Here is a 12,255-nt window from a genome sequence, read left to right as displayed (position 1 = left end):
TGAGGCGATGGGCGAAATGAAGGCCTGGGTCGAGGGCTACACCGAGAAGGTGGCCGGCGATGAGGTCGACATGGGCAAGGCTCAGACCAAGGTCGTCGACTTCCTCATGCGCGACGTCCTCGGCGACAAGCGCAAGGCCCTGCCCCTCGGCTGGGACGACGGCCTCACCGACGACGACAAGACCAAGCTCGGCATCGCCATCACTGACGAGAATGAGCAGTGGGACCGCGAGCGCCTCGTCTCCCATCTGACCAGCGAGTTCGAGCGTCACGTCACGCCGGACACGGCCGGCTGGATACGCGCCGTGGAGGTCGTGCTGGACCACGACCTGAAGGCGCTGGACGAGGAGTCGATCCTCAAGTTCATCGTCACGCAGTCCAAGGGCGCCTTCTCGCTCACGACGCTGCGTGGCGAGCTCAAGAAGCTGCGCCTGGGCGAGATCACCGGCACCGACCACACCGAGGTGGCGCGCGCCGCGGTCAAGGATCTGGAGGAGTTCGGCAAGCTGAAGTTCCACCAGGGCAATTTCTGGCAGTGGAAGGGCGCGGCCTGGAAGATCGTCGACCAGAACGAGTTCATCACCCACCTGTCACAGGAGTACGGCAAGCTGCCGGTCTGCAAGCGCTACTCCGACCTGGCCCAGATCGTGAAGCTGATGTCGAGCCTGCTGGCGGCTGACCTGAAGACGGTCACCGTGGGTGGCGTGAACTTTGCCAACGGCTTCCTGACCGAGGCGATGGAACTTCGGCCGCACTCGCCGGAGTATGGCTGCACCTACGTGCTGCCCTATCGCTATCAGGAAGACAGCCGCTGCCCGCTTTTTCTCCAGATGCTGGACGATTGTTGGGGAGAAGACCCCGATTACGGCGACAAGGTGATGGCGCTTCAGGAAGCTCTCGCGGTAACGCTCATGGGTATTGCACCGCAATATCAGAGGGCATTCTGCCTGATCGGACAAGCGCACAGCGGAAAGAGCCGGATTTTGGAGATCCTGAAGGGCCTGGTCCCGCACGGAAGCTTTTCCTCGATCCCTCCGACCGACTGGCACGACAAGTTCCTGCCGGCCGAAATGGCCGACAAGCTGGTCAACTTCGCGGGCGAGATCTCCGAGAAGCGTGACATCGCCGGCGAAATCTTCAAGCAGATCGTGTGTGGCGAGGTCATCACGGCTCAGCACAAGAATGCCAAGCCGTTCGACTTCAACGCCAGGGCGGCGCAGTGGTTCGCTTCCAACTGCGCGCCCAAGACCAAGGACACCTCGGACGGCTTCAACCGTCGCTGGCTCTTCCTCGAGTTCCCGCGGCGGATCTCCGACGAGAAGAAGGTCATCGACATCGATCAGATTATCCTGTCGGCCGAGCGCGAGCAGATCGTCGCCTGGGCGCTGTCAGCGCTGGTGCGTCTGAAGCAGAACAAGGACTTCACCATCCCGTCGAGCCACCGTGTGGTGCTCGATGACATGGCGAACCAGAACAACTCGGTGCGATATTTTTTGTCACAGAGCCCTCGTCTCAGAGTGGGAAAGCGCGAGCACGAGGGCATGAACTCTTCCAAGACCCGCACTATGGGGGATCACCTTTTCGACGAATACTGGGTTTTCTGCGCGCAAGCGGGGGGTGTCCAGCGTGTGCCCCGGGTGAGATTTCACGGATTGATGAAGGAGCTGGCGCCAAGCTTCAGGTTCGAACAGCTGAGAGAGATCCAGAATGGGGGCACCGACATCGTCTACAACTACGTCACACTTGTGGGGACGATGAAGTGATCACGATCGATGCTGACGAGTGGTGGGAATACGAAAAGTGGATCAGCTATGAGTGACAAGGCCGATCTCGAACTGCTGCTGGATGCGGTGTCCGACCACCTGGACATCGCATCCCAGTCGGGGTGCAGCGTCAACGAGATCATCGACTGCGTGGAGCAGGCGGTGGCCTTCTTCCTGCTCGACAAGATGTCGGTGGAGGATGCGTTGGAGGTGGTGCGGACTTCGGCCGCCCGCATGATGCTCCGGATCCCCGCGCTGGCTGGTGATCCGAACGCAAAACACTAAACTTCACTCTTCCTATAGTATCGCGTTTGACCCTCTCCCGTGTTCGGGACTAAGGATTGGGTCAAGAGACGCGGAAGAAAGGGCGCTCTTTGGAGCGCCCTTTTTTGTTATAACTAAGTATTAGAGTGCTATTACTTGGTTTTCCAAAAATTTTTGTAGAGTATGTGTGGGTCCATTCCCGCCGGCAAGCCTTAGAATACAAGGGAAAAGGGTGTACTCCTTCTCTTGTTGCTGGGAACCAGTGGGTTATCTTTGGTTATCGGCCGGTTAGGCCGGTGGCGGGGCCTCCGCCAGCTAGAGCCCCTCTCGCGAGGGGAGCAGCGGAGCCATGCCCAGACCGGAAGCTGCTCAATTGAGCAACACCAAGCCCCAAGCGGGGCGAGGACGGGACGGGTGCGCCTAACGGTCAACCTGCTCAATTGAGCAAATGGAGAGTGAAATGTCTGGATACACACTGGCGGGCGTCGCAGGGCGCATTCGCGACTTGGAGAACAAGACCAACGGTGCCTACTACGTAGGCGTGTGCTGGCTGGCCATGTGCCGCGATAGCGGCAAGGGCTCGAAGAAGCGCCTCGCCGACAAGGTGTTCGGTGTCGACAAGGGCGCGAAGGAAACCAGCACGTTCCGCAACGCATGGCGGATTGCTGAAAAGGCCTTTTCGGAAGGCTTCCCCGCCGAGCGCCGGAAGGCGGTTGTCGAACTGGCGCTGGATGAGGCGATTGACTACGCGGTCAACGCGCTTGAGTTGCACAAGACGGCGCTCAAGGTCACGAACATGAAGGACTATGAGGACGTATGCAAATACGCCTCGGTCGAGACCATGCCGCCGAAGGCTGAAGAAGAGCCGAAGGCCGAAGAGGAAAAGCCGAAGGCCGAAGGCGACGTCGACGCGGACGGCAAGGGAGACGCTGAAGAGGGCGTCGACGTGGTTGCCAATGTCAAACAGGCAATCTCCACCCTGTCCCTTGCGCAAGCCATTGAACTGGCTGGCTGGCTGGCAACCCACATCAATGCAGCACAGGCTGCAACGGAAGCCGCAACGGTGAAGGCCGAAGGCGGTCAAGAGTGGAACCCGGCCGACGAACTGGCCAAGGCCAAGGCCGAAGGCGAGGCCAAGCGCAAGGCCGCCTAAGCCCTACCCCAACCACCTGCCCCTCCCGCTCCGGCGGGAGGGTCACATCCTTGCGTATCGCGCATGTGGTGCGCGAGCGCCCTCATTAACGCGAGCTTAAACAGCCCAAAATCGCGAGGCCCAACGTGCGAATTCTGCCCGATCTTTCCCAGCCGAAAATGCAACGCGTCTTCGCCAAGGCCACGGTTGTGGAGCGCGAGGACGGCTTCTCGCAATCGCATTCGATGGCCGAGGTCGAGCATCGCGTCTGGAACAAGATGTCGAAGGAGCGCGTGAAAACGAGCACGCCCCTGCCCGAACCACGGGCGCAAATTTCGCGCCAGCACCAGGCCCCAATCCCCCGCAACGCCCGCCGGCTGTACTCGCCGCAGGATCAGCGCGGGGTCGAGACGCGGTTCGTCATCATGGATCGCCAAGAGGGCCAGGTGCTGGCGCGGGTGAAGGGCTCCGCCCTGCACTGTGAAAAGGAAGCCGAGAAGCTTGCTCGATCGCAAGGATGCGAGCTCGCCGATCTCAAGGTCATATTCGAGGGGGAACTATCATGATCCGCATTTCAATCGCCGCCAGCGCGTTGGCTGCACTCGTGAGCTGGATGTCACCACAGGGCGCGACAAGCTCCGAGCACCTCTACACGCTTGAGGTGGATGGGACACAGGTCTCGGCCGGCCCGAGCTGCGTGGCCGCGTGGCGCGCCGCTGACGGAGCCATCCCGGCCGGGTGGCGTGAGATCATCTGCTACCAGGTCCGGTGACCATCGAGCGCCTGCGCCACACCCTTTGACGGGTGTGGTGCAGCTGCTGCAACTGCTGCTTGCGGTGGTTGAGGGCTTAGGCCGTGGAGGTGGCGCAGGCGCGGTCCAAATCAGCGCTCTACCAAGTTTTTCAGTCACGCGTTCGCATGAGTTTTCCAGTTGCTTTTCGCAACCAGTTCAGGAGGACAATCAGATGATGCAACACCCATATTGGATGCCGGCCAAGACCGAACAGCGGCTCGAAGCCATCGAGAGAAACCGGCTGGAGGCCATTCGTTTCCTCGACGAGGCCAGGGGTCGCAGACCGGCCGGTAGGGTGCTCGAGGCAGTCGAACTCAAGCACTAGATCAAGAAACTTGGATAAGCTCTTCTAATCGTTGAGCTTTTTCCCTATATAAACTACTCTTTTTTCCTCTCCTTTCCCCCAACGCAAGGAAGAAATAAGCCTTACAGAATGGTATCCCTAATCACAGGGGGGCTGAAAAAGTTTAACTATAGTATGATGTTAAATATAGTCTCTCAAGTTTGGTACCATGGCTGTAAGGGTTATTCGTGAGCACCCAATGGCCCGACCCAAGACCACGCTCAAAGACCGAGTTGCCCGGCAATCGCACGAAGACGGTGTCCATCTGATCTGGGACGGTGCCATGCGTGGCGACCGGCCCCATCTCCACGACTTCGGCAACCCGGCCCGTGTCCTGCTCAATCTAGTCGAGCATCCCAGGATTTCAATCAGGCCCCTATGCCTAGAGCCCCGCTGCATCGAGCCCACCCACTGGGAGGTGAAGCATGAGCGTGACCACAAATACCAAGACCTGGCCAAGCCGGTATGGCGCGACCCTCGCGACACGACGGCCAGCCAGTTCAGCGACCGTGAGCTGGAAGAGATCAATGAAAACGCCCAACTCCTCCGCGACCAAGAGATCACGGAAGAGGACCTGAGCATCTTCCCGGCGCACATCAGGGCCGAGATCGTCGCCCGCGCCACCGCCTAGCCCTACCCCCAATCCAGCAACAGCAACAGCAACGCGCCCTGAGCGCCACGGAGAAGCACGTCATGGCGCAAGCGTCCGACCACTTCCTCAACGCCATGCGTCTCCTGACGAGGCTCAACTGCGCGCAATACCTCCTGTCGAACCTACGGAAGCGTCCGAACGGCGCGCTCAAGGCTCACCACCACGAACAGCTGACCAGGCTGTACGTCGCGGCGGTGCGGGGCGTCGATCCTGACCTAGTCAGACGCATCCATGACGCCGACTACCACGCTGTCCACGACGCCACGGCGGCCGAGCTCACCAACCAGCTCGACCAGATCATCGCGTTCGACCTCGACGGTGACGTCGGCGACCGCCTGATCGAGCGCTTCTTCCGCGCCTTCCATCGGATCGCCCTTCGCGTGCTGATCCCATGAACCACCTTCCGCTCGCCGCCCATCACTGGAGCATCGACCAGAAAATCCGCTACCTCGAAAACCACGCGGCGGCCGAAGACCGGGCCGCCGTCAGCGACAGAGAGTGGCCTCACCACCGAGCCCAGGCTCGTCGCGTTGCAGCTGAAATGCGTGCCCAAATCCAGGAGCTGAAAGCATGCTGATCCATTCCCAAGCCCGCTCAATCGCCGAAGCCCTCTGGGGCACAGGCGGCACCCATTCCGCCCGCACCAACCGGGCTGGTGCCTTCTACTTCTCGTGCTCGGGCCACGGAGGCTTCGTCATCGACGCCCGCTGCCTCGCCCACGACGAGTATGCCCGACTCTGCAAGCACGCCGAGCCCGAGCAGGCCCAGGACTACGGCAAGGCGATCATGCATTCATATCGCAAGCGCTCGTTCAAGGTCACGCCCACCCAGCTGGCCAACATGCAGGACTTCGAGTTCTTCCTGCTCGAAGAGGACTGCGCTTGGTGCCTCGCGCCACTCATGGCTGGCATCCACACCCTGGATGGCTACACGACCTGCGAGGTCGCCCAGAAGACGTTCGACCAGTGGATCAAGAAGGAGGCAGCATGAACCGGCACCTGTTCCACCCCGATGGCCGCCCGGTCAAAGTCGGTGACGAGGTCACCTCGTTCCGCGACGAGAAAGCCATCGTCACCGGTTGGGAAAAGACCGGCCGCAATCGCGTCTACGTGACGTGGGCCGATGGTGGCATCGGGTCTGAATATTACGTCTCGGTCTTCGATCTCACATGGGACAAGCCAAATGTACGTCACGACGCCCAGTGAGAACTTCGCCGAGCGTGAGGCCCAGGTGTCCAACTACGCGCCCAACCTCTGCTTCAAGGTAGGCCAGACGCATCGAGCCTATAACTGGGCCTGCACCCCTCGCGGCGAGTGGGACGAGGCCCAGGCCAAAGCCTATCGAGAGGGGTATCATGCTCCAGCTTCCGTCAGCTCTTGATGACCGCACGCTCCACTTCGTGAACCTCAACCGGTGGACGCGAGAGGGTAAGCCCGCCCAGTGGATGCTGGGCAAGTTCTGGCAGATCGACCAGAACATCTACGACGAATTCCTCAACATGCTGCCCCCGATCTACTGCGTGGGCGGCTTCAGGCTGTGTGAACGGCTCACCGACGACATCGCGTCCACCTTCCTCACGGTTGGCCCGCGTCTCTGGTGCGCCTTCACCAACCTCACCGATACCAGGCCCGAGAAGATGATTTCGCACATCGCTCGGGAGACCCAAAGCTGATCAATGAGTTGTTCCCCTTCCCAGGAAGGCGGCCGGCGATCAGCCAACATAGGAGGCCGCCATGAAGAAGTAACTGCACCATCAACTGTCAACCGGGGTCCACTAGGACCAAGACATAGCGCCCCCATCAACCACCGCTCATCCGAGCCACCTATGGCGCATCGGACTTCAACCAAATCTCTCAATTGGCCACGCCACCTAGTGACCTCCGGGTCATCGGAAGAGTGAGCCATAATACCCCTCGCTGAATGCGGGTCCTCCTCGACCTTAAACAGGGGCTGTTGAGCACAGCCTGATCAACCCATCCGCACCGCTGCGCGTGAAACAGCACCCTCTACCACTAGCCGTCGATCAATGGTGACACCCGTGGCCAACGAATGAGCGAGGGCGGCAAAGGCAGGTTCGAACCCTGCACGGCTAGTGGCCCCCTATCCCACCCGGAGAGCACCCATGCGCAAGCAGATCAATCATGCCAGGCGCCACGCCTGCTTCAGCGAGTCCGCCCTACGCCAAAACGGATACCACCAGATCGGCCGCGGGGCCTTCTCCAAGGCCTTCGTCCATCGGGACGCGCCTGATGTCGTCATCAAGGTCGGCAAGCTCTACAGCAAGCGCCTCGCCCTCACCGATGGCTTCCCGCACTTCGCCCAGCAACTGCTCGACGGCGAGATCACCAGCAAGTTCTTCCCCAAGGTCTATGACATCCTCATCGACGCTGCCCGAGGCCTCTTCTGGTGCATCATGAAGCGCTATCACAAGCAGCGCGGCGCCAAGAAGATGGCGGAGCAGATCAGCACCACGCACAAAGCCATCACCGGGTCCATCAGCGGCACCAAGCCGATCGGCCGCTTCCGCAAGGCGATGGAGAAGCTGATCGACGCCCGGTTCATCTCGGACATCCACGCCGGCAACGTCCTCTGGGACGCCAAGGGCACGCCGATCGTCATCGACCCGATCTGCATCACCCCGCGCTACCACAGGGATTTCTACGCATGATCACCCAGGAAACGTTCGACATCATCTATCTGGGCCTCCACGCCCAGGGCTGGGCGCGCTCCTTCGACAAGGACGTGGACCTGTGCATGTACCGAGGCCCGAACCAGCCACCTGATCCCCGACGACGTCTACCAGCCCGAGATGGATGACACCGTGAGCGGCGTCCTGTCTTGGAATGAGTTCCGCCTGCTCGATCTGCCCCATGGCACCGAGTTGACCCGCGATCAGTTCAACGAGATCCAGTCGCTCCACGACGAGGACAACCCGCCGGCTGAGAAGCAGGTTTCCTTTAAGGGGCTCGCCGACAAGTACGGCCTGACCATTCCGGTGCCCGAATGAAGAACTGGCGCACCTCAATCCACGACGTCAGCCCGCCCATCCACCACGACGACCTCCGCCCGTGCTGGTCCAAGATCGGCTTCGGCGGGGTCGCCATCGTCATCGGCCCAGGCCCAATCGCACAGCCGGCGCCCTCCGCCTACGTCCCCACCAGGAGCCCAACAAATGATCTCCCATGACCGAGTCCGCTTCACCCTGGATGACAGCGATGCCAACCGCGCCGCCACCTCGCGTGCAGCGCAGAAGGCCTTCGGTATGTCGTTCCCCCTCGCCTACGAGGCGCTGCGTGTCCAGAAGACCATCATCTGCCGGCCCAGCCAGTTCGCCCGGTTCCTGATCTACCGCTCGAAGGAGGTCTCGAACAACGGCTTCAAGCAATTCAACGCCGAGCTCGTCCCGGCGCCAGAGCACGAGATGGTGCTCGACGTGACGCGCAACGCAGCATGAACGTCGTCATCCCCTTCCCACCGCGCCTCGCGCCCAAGGAACCACTCGTGGCCCTGGGCAGGAACGGTCCCTTCAAGGCCACCGGGCTCAACGTCATGCAGGTGGTCGACTACGTCATGCTGGAGAACTGGACCAGCCAGGATGCGATCGGCCGCGGCCGAGTGGTCCTGCCGGCCGACCACAATGTCCTTCGCGACCTCGCGAACCATCTCAACAGGATAGCTGACAAGCTGCCCTGACCCCCTTCAGGTGCATCGCTCTCCTCCTGTGGGTCCACCAACCATCCACTTAACTGCAACGTTTGTTGGCCCGGTGTCGCACCTGCACCGAGGGCGTGGATGGTTGGCACCTCACCCAATTCTGGAGATCGCAATGCAAGTTCAAATCCCTGCCTACACCGACCGCTGGATGATGGGCGACCGCACCGGCACGATCGTCGGCGGCAAGAAGATCCCGTGGGAGAGCATCCACGAGAGCATCCGACCGCGAGGCTACAAGGCCGGCGACAAGGTCCATGTCTCCCGCGTCAAGCTCGACAAGTCGGGCAAGACCATCACCGTCATCAGTGAGGACTGCACATGACCACGATCCGCATCCACTTCTTCGACAGCACCGGTGACGCCTATGACGCGACCCAGTGCGACGAGGACATCAAGAACGGCGACGTGCTCGTTATCCCCACCGCATGCGTCGTGGGCCTGGCCGACACCTGGCCGGTCGCGGTGACCAAGCAGGCTGGCAAGCTCCACGTCCTGGCCGATGGGAAGTTCGAGACCTACCGCCACCAGTTCGGTGCCAACGCCGGCCAACGTGTTTTCACCGACGAGCAGATCAAGGTGGCCAAGGCCATCGCCACGGCGTGGGGCTTCGAATGACCGAATGGCTCCCTGAATGCCAGACCGACGCCCAGCGCGAAGGCTGGGACATCTTCGAAGCGTCGGGCTCGATGCTCAACGAAAACGGCGATCGCCCTTTCCAGCTGCAGGCTTTGGACGAGAGCGACAAGTTCGTCGGCGACGAGCGTGACAGCAAGGCTTGGGACCACGTCTACAACCTCGCGCATGTCGGCTCGCTGCTCCACCAACAGGCCCTGAACTTCCTCAAGGAGCACAGCCTGCCGGAGTTCGAGGCGATCATCCACGACTGCAGCCCTGACGGGCGCGAACTGAACGAGGAGTTCCAATGGCCCATGATCTGATGTGGTATCACTGGGTGGTCATCGTGTTGGCCGCCCTCGTCATTACCTGTGGTCCAGGGAGACCACACCGATGAGCTACTCCAGCGAACTCTCCCGCCGACTGCGCCACAAGAAGCCAATGACGGGCTTGTTCGGCAAGCTCACACCCACTCAGCAGCGCATGGCGTTGACCTATACCGGCCCCGAGACGATCGGGCCCGACTTCCCCATTGTCGTGCCTCCTCACCCACACAAATACCCCAACCACGCCGGCCACAAGGGTTCAGTGTTCGGTGGGGTCTGCAACCGGACGGCCTGCAACCGAACGCACGCCGAATTCTATAACCGCGGCACCTACGGCTACTACTGCGCCGAGGATGGCATCGCCATCAACCGCTACTCCGGCAAACATCCGCTGTGCATCGTGGTCGACCACGACCTGACGCATGACGAAATGGATGCCCACACCCGCACCATGTACGAGGAGATGCGATCGTGACCGATGCTCTGAGCCACATCGACAGCGACGGCAAAGACCGCCTGGTCAAGAAGATCAAGGTCGCCGCGGCCGCCATGGCCGATCTCTGGGACGAGCTCTACGAGCACGAGAAAGATGGCGAGTTCGACGACTCGGTCGCCATGGTGAGCGAGCTTGCTGGTCATGGCGGATCGTATCCCGCCAGCTACGATCGTTACGACACCGCGATCTGGGAAACGCTCGCCAAACACTGGAAGCCCTACTGATGGGCCTCGGACGCTGGAACGGCAAGCGACACCTGCCAATCACCTCTTTCGAGGGCAGCTGGGCACACCAACAAGCCTCCAACAGAGGTGCGAGTGCTGCAGCACGCGGCATTCCCTACGACGTCAACCCCTTCCCGCGTGGAACCGAACGGCATCTGGCTTGGAGCCAGGCGCACAACGGTTTTCGCGCCAACATTGCCCTCAAGGAGACGACATGACCACCATCACCCTCAACCGCACCGCCCTCAAGGCCCTGATCGACGCCGACCCCGAGTTCGAGCTGCAGCTCAAGAACAACGTCATCTCCGAGGTCGGCCGCCGCTTCTTCGAGAAGGATGCCAGGCGTGTCATCGCAGCGGCCGAGCCCGAGCTCTTCGCCCAGGCACTGAAGGGTGTCCAGCACGACCATGAGATCGTGGAGAAGATCAAGGTTGCGTTGTCTGCAGCGATCGTTCAGCGCGATCAGAACTACTGGACCAAGGTCAAACTCACCCCTGCGATCCAGAAGCTGATCGACGAAGCGGTGATCGAGGTGAAGAACCGAGCCATCCGCTCGGCACTTGATACGGTCACCACCGAAATCGGCACTCGCATCCAGGAAACCCTGGCTCACAACCTTGAACTTCTCAGCGTCGATGAGCGCATCCAGAAGCGTGTGGACCGCCTGGTCGACGCCGAGATCGACCGCCGTGCCGAGGAGAAGTTCAAGGCCCGCATGGCCGGCCTCCGAGCCGCTATGGCAGAATGACCCTGGCGCCGTGTCGTAGCTTCACGATGCGGCCCTCCTGCCCCTTCAGCGCCTCATCATAGGCCGCCCGGGCCACCCGAATATTCTTCGCCACCGCCAGCGTGTCATCCACTCGCAGATCGTCGTGACTCCACAGCTCAACGTGGAAGGCGAACTCTTCGATTGTGGGTGGACTGACGCGCATGGAATTAATTCCTACACCCTGAACGGATGGAGAACAAGGTGAAATCCTTCACCCTCGACGGCAAACGCCACAAGGTCCACCCCAAGGTCCCCATCCAGCAACTCCGCTGGCTGGTCGGCCGTCAGCACGTCACTGACCCCGACATCGAGATCGAGAAGTTGATGGACACTCGCACCATCGGCTGGCCCAGGGCAGCGGTCGACTCCGCGAAGCGCCTGGCCGTCTGGTTCCACCGCAAGAACCAAGACCTGGTGCGGGAGATGAGGCTGTGACCGAACTCCGCTCCCACGTCATGGTTCGAGGCGAGCCACGCTTCGACATGGTCGGGCAAAAACTGCCTGACCCCTTGCACGACACCGACGAGCAGATCAGCCCCGGCCTCGTGACCAGGCTCCATCGCTATGCGCTGAAGGAGCTGGAAGACAACGGCTTCGAAGTCTCAGCATGGCCTTGCGAGGTCTACACGATGGACGGCGATCAGCGCCCATCCCAGCGCTACTATTGCGTCGAATTCACTCACCCCAAGGGCGGCATGGTGGGCGTGCAGGGCATCATGACCCGGCACGGTTGGCCATTCCTGGATCACGGCTTCTGCGTCGACAGGGAGAGATCATGACCGTCCACACCTACAGCCGCTGGACCTTCAAGGCCTCCCGGCTCGCCCACATGGAAACAGTCGAGATCGACGACGTCAGCGTCTTCCGACAGATCGGCCTGCTCTCCAACTGGAACCGCGTCTCCGCCCGAGGCTTCGAAACCTCCGGCATCCTCTACCTCTATCACCCGGAGCACCCGAAATGAGCATTCGCCACAACTACCAGCGCTGCAAGCCGATCACGAACAAGAACATCGGCAAGAACCTGCTCAAGGGCGGGAAGAAGGAATACCCCGCGGCCGGCGCCAAGGAGCTGGCCCGGGCTGCGAAGCGGGCCACGAAATGATCTCGGGCCGCGCCGCGATTGAGGCTTTGGTCCCATGTGATCAATGCACGTTGCTCACCCG

General features: G+C 61.2%; 27 protein-coding genes. 26 read left to right on the top strand and 1 reads right to left on the bottom strand.

Annotated features, from left to right (window positions below; translation table 11 throughout):
* The 22 genes from EOC06_RS20710 to EOC06_RS20610 form a co-directional block, all read left to right on the top strand.
* Nucleotides 1-1,762: DUF5906 domain-containing protein (locus EOC06_RS20710; RefSeq protein ID WP_206631219.1), on the top strand; the 1,762-nt coding region annotated here is incomplete at its 5' end.
* Between the two features lie 48 nt (nt 1,763-1,810).
* Nucleotides 1,811-2,047 (top strand): hypothetical protein, encoded by a 237-nt coding sequence (locus EOC06_RS20705; protein ID WP_128308668.1) that lies wholly within the window; start codon nt 1,811-1,813, stop codon nt 2,045-2,047.
* 439 nt (nt 2,048-2,486) lie between these two features.
* Complete coding sequence (locus EOC06_RS20700; RefSeq protein ID WP_128308667.1) at nt 2,487-3,179, top strand: hypothetical protein; 693 nt, start codon at nt 2,487-2,489, stop codon at nt 3,177-3,179.
* Between the two features lie 125 nt (nt 3,180-3,304).
* Nucleotides 3,305-3,724: a hypothetical protein gene (locus tag EOC06_RS20695; RefSeq protein WP_128308666.1), complete on the top strand. Its 420-nt coding sequence runs from the start codon at nt 3,305-3,307 to the stop codon at nt 3,722-3,724.
* Nucleotides 3,721-3,930, top strand: a complete 210-nt coding sequence (locus EOC06_RS20690) for a hypothetical protein (protein WP_128308665.1) — start codon at nt 3,721-3,723, stop codon at nt 3,928-3,930. Before EOC06_RS20695 ends, EOC06_RS20690 begins: the two co-directional genes overlap by 4 nt.
* A gap of 193 nt (nt 3,931-4,123) precedes the next feature.
* Complete coding sequence (locus EOC06_RS40255; protein ID WP_164898673.1) at nt 4,124-4,276, top strand: hypothetical protein; 153 nt, start codon at nt 4,124-4,126, stop codon at nt 4,274-4,276.
* A 217-nt stretch (nt 4,277-4,493) separates the two neighbouring features.
* The gene (locus EOC06_RS20685) at nt 4,494-4,925 is read left to right on the top strand and encodes a hypothetical protein (RefSeq protein ID WP_128308664.1); all 432 of its coding nucleotides are present in this window, start codon (nt 4,494-4,496) and stop codon (nt 4,923-4,925) included.
* A 62-nt stretch (nt 4,926-4,987) separates the two neighbouring features.
* Nucleotides 4,988-5,341: a hypothetical protein gene (locus EOC06_RS20680; protein WP_128308663.1), complete on the top strand. Its 354-nt coding sequence runs from the start codon at nt 4,988-4,990 to the stop codon at nt 5,339-5,341.
* Between the two features lie 175 nt (nt 5,342-5,516).
* Nucleotides 5,517-5,936: a hypothetical protein gene (locus EOC06_RS20675; RefSeq protein ID WP_128308662.1), complete on the top strand. Its 420-nt coding sequence runs from the start codon at nt 5,517-5,519 to the stop codon at nt 5,934-5,936.
* The gene (locus tag EOC06_RS20670; RefSeq protein ID WP_128308661.1) at nt 5,933-6,151 is read left to right on the top strand and encodes a hypothetical protein; all 219 of its coding nucleotides are present in this window, start codon (nt 5,933-5,935) and stop codon (nt 6,149-6,151) included. The genes EOC06_RS20675 and EOC06_RS20670 overlap by 4 nt, the downstream gene beginning before the upstream one ends.
* 149 nt (nt 6,152-6,300) lie before the next feature.
* Entirely contained in the window at nt 6,301-6,618 is a 318-nt protein-coding gene (locus tag EOC06_RS20665) for a DUF1419 domain-containing protein (RefSeq protein ID WP_128308660.1), read from the top strand.
* Between the two features lie 450 nt (nt 6,619-7,068).
* Complete coding sequence (locus EOC06_RS20660) at nt 7,069-7,614, top strand: hypothetical protein (RefSeq protein ID WP_128308659.1); 546 nt, start codon at nt 7,069-7,071, stop codon at nt 7,612-7,614.
* Between the two features lie 153 nt (nt 7,615-7,767).
* On the top strand, nt 7,768-7,953 hold the full coding sequence (locus EOC06_RS20655) for a hypothetical protein (RefSeq protein WP_128308658.1): 186 nt from the start codon (nt 7,768-7,770) through the stop codon (nt 7,951-7,953).
* A gap of 165 nt (nt 7,954-8,118) precedes the next feature.
* The gene (locus EOC06_RS20650) at nt 8,119-8,400 is read left to right on the top strand and encodes a hypothetical protein (protein ID WP_128308657.1); all 282 of its coding nucleotides are present in this window, start codon (nt 8,119-8,121) and stop codon (nt 8,398-8,400) included.
* Nucleotides 8,397-8,639 carry a hypothetical protein gene (locus tag EOC06_RS20645; protein ID WP_128308656.1) on the top strand — a complete coding sequence of 81 codons (243 nt, stop codon included), beginning with the start codon at nt 8,397-8,399 and terminating at the stop codon, nt 8,637-8,639. Before EOC06_RS20650 ends, EOC06_RS20645 begins: the two co-directional genes overlap by 4 nt.
* A gap of 133 nt (nt 8,640-8,772) precedes the next feature.
* Complete coding sequence (locus tag EOC06_RS20640) at nt 8,773-8,982, top strand: hypothetical protein (RefSeq protein ID WP_128308655.1); 210 nt, start codon at nt 8,773-8,775, stop codon at nt 8,980-8,982.
* The gene (locus EOC06_RS20635; protein WP_128308654.1) at nt 8,979-9,275 is read left to right on the top strand and encodes a hypothetical protein; all 297 of its coding nucleotides are present in this window, start codon (nt 8,979-8,981) and stop codon (nt 9,273-9,275) included. The genes EOC06_RS20640 and EOC06_RS20635 overlap by 4 nt, the downstream gene beginning before the upstream one ends.
* Nucleotides 9,272-9,598: a hypothetical protein gene (locus EOC06_RS20630; RefSeq protein ID WP_128308653.1), complete on the top strand. Its 327-nt coding sequence runs from the start codon at nt 9,272-9,274 to the stop codon at nt 9,596-9,598. The genes EOC06_RS20635 and EOC06_RS20630 overlap by 4 nt, the downstream gene beginning before the upstream one ends.
* A gap of 70 nt (nt 9,599-9,668) precedes the next feature.
* Complete coding sequence (locus EOC06_RS20625; protein ID WP_128308652.1) at nt 9,669-10,076, top strand: hypothetical protein; 408 nt, start codon at nt 9,669-9,671, stop codon at nt 10,074-10,076.
* Nucleotides 10,073-10,321: a hypothetical protein gene (locus EOC06_RS20620; RefSeq protein WP_128308651.1), complete on the top strand. Its 249-nt coding sequence runs from the start codon at nt 10,073-10,075 to the stop codon at nt 10,319-10,321. Before EOC06_RS20625 ends, EOC06_RS20620 begins: the two co-directional genes overlap by 4 nt.
* Complete coding sequence (locus EOC06_RS20615) at nt 10,321-10,539, top strand: hypothetical protein (RefSeq protein ID WP_128308650.1); 219 nt, start codon at nt 10,321-10,323, stop codon at nt 10,537-10,539. The genes EOC06_RS20620 and EOC06_RS20615 overlap by 1 nt, the downstream gene beginning before the upstream one ends.
* Nucleotides 10,536-11,069, top strand: a complete 534-nt coding sequence (locus EOC06_RS20610; protein ID WP_128308649.1) for a hypothetical protein — start codon at nt 10,536-10,538, stop codon at nt 11,067-11,069. Before EOC06_RS20615 ends, EOC06_RS20610 begins: the two co-directional genes overlap by 4 nt.
* Here EOC06_RS20610 and EOC06_RS20605 read toward each other — a convergent pair.
* Nucleotides 11,056-11,253, bottom strand: a complete 198-nt coding sequence (locus EOC06_RS20605; protein ID WP_128308648.1) for a hypothetical protein — start codon at nt 11,251-11,253, stop codon at nt 11,056-11,058. The two genes, EOC06_RS20610 and EOC06_RS20605, sit on opposite strands and share 14 nt — an antisense overlap.
* A 38-nt stretch (nt 11,254-11,291) precedes the next feature.
* Here EOC06_RS20605 and EOC06_RS20600 point away from each other — a divergent pair, with 38 nt between their 5' ends.
* From EOC06_RS20600 to EOC06_RS40250, 4 genes are read left to right on the top strand one after another with little or no spacing between them, the layout of a single operon-like run.
* Nucleotides 11,292-11,525 carry a hypothetical protein gene (locus EOC06_RS20600; RefSeq protein ID WP_128308647.1) on the top strand — a complete coding sequence of 78 codons (234 nt, stop codon included), beginning with the start codon at nt 11,292-11,294 and terminating at the stop codon, nt 11,523-11,525.
* A complete protein-coding gene (locus EOC06_RS20595; RefSeq protein ID WP_128308646.1) occupies nt 11,522-11,869 on the top strand; it encodes a hypothetical protein in 348 nt (115 codons plus the stop codon). The genes EOC06_RS20600 and EOC06_RS20595 overlap by 4 nt, the downstream gene beginning before the upstream one ends.
* The gene (locus EOC06_RS20590; RefSeq protein ID WP_128308645.1) at nt 11,866-12,054 is read left to right on the top strand and encodes a hypothetical protein; all 189 of its coding nucleotides are present in this window, start codon (nt 11,866-11,868) and stop codon (nt 12,052-12,054) included. The genes EOC06_RS20595 and EOC06_RS20590 overlap by 4 nt, the downstream gene beginning before the upstream one ends.
* Nucleotides 12,051-12,194: a hypothetical protein gene (locus EOC06_RS40250; RefSeq protein ID WP_164898672.1), complete on the top strand. Its 144-nt coding sequence runs from the start codon at nt 12,051-12,053 to the stop codon at nt 12,192-12,194. The genes EOC06_RS20590 and EOC06_RS40250 overlap by 4 nt, the downstream gene beginning before the upstream one ends.
* The last annotated feature ends 61 nt before the right edge of the window (nt 12,195-12,255 follow it).

It is taken from the genome of Mesorhizobium sp. M7A.F.Ca.MR.362.00.0.0, from assembly GCF_004023175.1.
In the GTDB taxonomy this organism is placed as follows: Bacteria; Pseudomonadota; Alphaproteobacteria; order Rhizobiales; family Rhizobiaceae; genus Mesorhizobium.
The sequence above is the reverse complement of the archived record's forward strand: the minus strand, read 5'-3'. Positions and strand labels throughout refer to the sequence as shown.

Excerpts from the sequence above, each read along its gene's own strand:
- EOC06_RS20705 (WP_128308668.1), top strand. The coding sequence starts at position 1,811 with ATGAGTGACAAGGCCGATCTCGAACTGCTGCTGGATGCGGTGTCCGAC.
- EOC06_RS20700 (WP_128308667.1), top strand. The coding sequence starts at position 2,487 with ATGTCTGGATACACACTGGCGGGCGTCGCAGGGCGCATTCGCGACTTG.
- EOC06_RS20690 (WP_128308665.1), top strand. The coding sequence starts at position 3,721 with ATGATCCGCATTTCAATCGCCGCCAGCGCGTTGGCTGCACTCGTGAGC.
- EOC06_RS40255 (WP_164898673.1), top strand. The coding sequence starts at position 4,124 with ATGATGCAACACCCATATTGGATGCCGGCCAAGACCGAACAGCGGCTC.
- EOC06_RS20685 (WP_128308664.1), top strand. The coding sequence starts at position 4,494 with ATGGCCCGACCCAAGACCACGCTCAAAGACCGAGTTGCCCGGCAATCG.
- EOC06_RS20680 (WP_128308663.1), top strand. The coding sequence starts at position 4,988 with ATGGCGCAAGCGTCCGACCACTTCCTCAACGCCATGCGTCTCCTGACG.
- EOC06_RS20675 (WP_128308662.1), top strand. The coding sequence starts at position 5,517 with ATGCTGATCCATTCCCAAGCCCGCTCAATCGCCGAAGCCCTCTGGGGC.
- EOC06_RS20670 (WP_128308661.1), top strand. The coding sequence starts at position 5,933 with ATGAACCGGCACCTGTTCCACCCCGATGGCCGCCCGGTCAAAGTCGGT.
- EOC06_RS20665 (WP_128308660.1), top strand. The coding sequence starts at position 6,301 with ATGCTCCAGCTTCCGTCAGCTCTTGATGACCGCACGCTCCACTTCGTG.
- EOC06_RS20660 (WP_128308659.1), top strand. The coding sequence starts at position 7,069 with ATGCGCAAGCAGATCAATCATGCCAGGCGCCACGCCTGCTTCAGCGAG.
- EOC06_RS20650 (WP_128308657.1), top strand. The coding sequence starts at position 8,119 with ATGATCTCCCATGACCGAGTCCGCTTCACCCTGGATGACAGCGATGCC.
- EOC06_RS20645 (WP_128308656.1), top strand. The coding sequence starts at position 8,397 with ATGAACGTCGTCATCCCCTTCCCACCGCGCCTCGCGCCCAAGGAACCA.
- EOC06_RS20640 (WP_128308655.1), top strand. The coding sequence starts at position 8,773 with ATGCAAGTTCAAATCCCTGCCTACACCGACCGCTGGATGATGGGCGAC.
- EOC06_RS20635 (WP_128308654.1), top strand. The coding sequence starts at position 8,979 with ATGACCACGATCCGCATCCACTTCTTCGACAGCACCGGTGACGCCTAT.
- EOC06_RS20630 (WP_128308653.1), top strand. The coding sequence starts at position 9,272 with ATGACCGAATGGCTCCCTGAATGCCAGACCGACGCCCAGCGCGAAGGC.
- EOC06_RS20625 (WP_128308652.1), top strand. The coding sequence starts at position 9,669 with ATGAGCTACTCCAGCGAACTCTCCCGCCGACTGCGCCACAAGAAGCCA.
- EOC06_RS20615 (WP_128308650.1), top strand. The coding sequence starts at position 10,321 with ATGGGCCTCGGACGCTGGAACGGCAAGCGACACCTGCCAATCACCTCT.
- EOC06_RS20610 (WP_128308649.1), top strand. The coding sequence starts at position 10,536 with ATGACCACCATCACCCTCAACCGCACCGCCCTCAAGGCCCTGATCGAC.
- EOC06_RS20605 (WP_128308648.1), bottom strand. The coding sequence starts at position 11,253 with ATGCGCGTCAGTCCACCCACAATCGAAGAGTTCGCCTTCCACGTTGAG.
- EOC06_RS20590 (WP_128308645.1), top strand. The coding sequence starts at position 11,866 with ATGACCGTCCACACCTACAGCCGCTGGACCTTCAAGGCCTCCCGGCTC.
- EOC06_RS40250 (WP_164898672.1), top strand. The coding sequence starts at position 12,051 with ATGAGCATTCGCCACAACTACCAGCGCTGCAAGCCGATCACGAACAAG.